This is a genomic window from Vibrio sp. 1069, from assembly GCF_033340555.1.
The window spans coordinates 1-612 of sequence record NZ_JAWOWP010000561.1 but is presented as its reverse complement, the minus strand read 5'-3'; the positions used below and the strand labels follow the sequence as shown (position 1 = coordinate 612).

The 612-nt window shown below is 43.1% G+C and carries 2 protein-coding genes; one reads left to right on the top strand and one right to left on the bottom strand.

Annotated elements, in window-relative coordinates; all coding sequences use genetic code 11:
* A partial coding sequence (locus R7040_RS27740; protein ID WP_318097786.1) for a hypothetical protein occupies nucleotides 1-182 on the top strand: 182 nt, incomplete at its 5' end.
* Nucleotides 183-272: 90 nt separating this feature from the next.
* Here the strand turns inward: R7040_RS27740 and R7040_RS27735 are convergent.
* On the bottom strand, nucleotides 273-612 hold a 340-nt coding region (locus R7040_RS27735), incomplete at its 5' end, for a transposase (RefSeq protein WP_318097785.1).

Genomic DNA, 612 nt, shown 5'->3' with positions numbered 1-612 from the left:
ATATGCAGCTGTTGATTGCTGCGCCAGAGAACATCAGCCCAGAGAAAGGTACAACCTACAAGTTGGTACGTAAGGTGTTTAAAGATCACGAACACGTACACGTTGTTGGTCTACGTGGCTTTGGTCAAACAGATAAACCGAAGAGTGAAGTTCAAGAAATGATTGAAGAGTTTGAATCATAAGCTTGGAAGCATAAAAAACGCCCGCAATTAAAGCGGGCGTTTTTGTATCTGACTAACAGGGAGATGCAGGTAACGGGCATAAAATAAGGTTCATCGCGGCTTTCCGGGGAAAGCCGCTTTTATCTTCAAGAAGAAGTAATCAGTATCTCGATAGCCATATCCCATTCGCTTGATTAACTTTATCTTGTTATTTATCCCTTCAAGCGTACAGGTATTCAGCGGATAGCTTGCTGAAGCAGTGATCCCATGAAGGTATGGACGGAGCTTTCGAGCGAACTCTTTTAACGGCTTAATTCCACTCTCATTCACTTGCTCCCACCATACCAGCCATAGGTTTTTAGCCTGAAGTTCTGATCCACAACGCCACAGTTCCTTTAATTGCGCACCCAGTAAGTAGGTTGTCATCAAGTCCTGATTCATATTCAATATT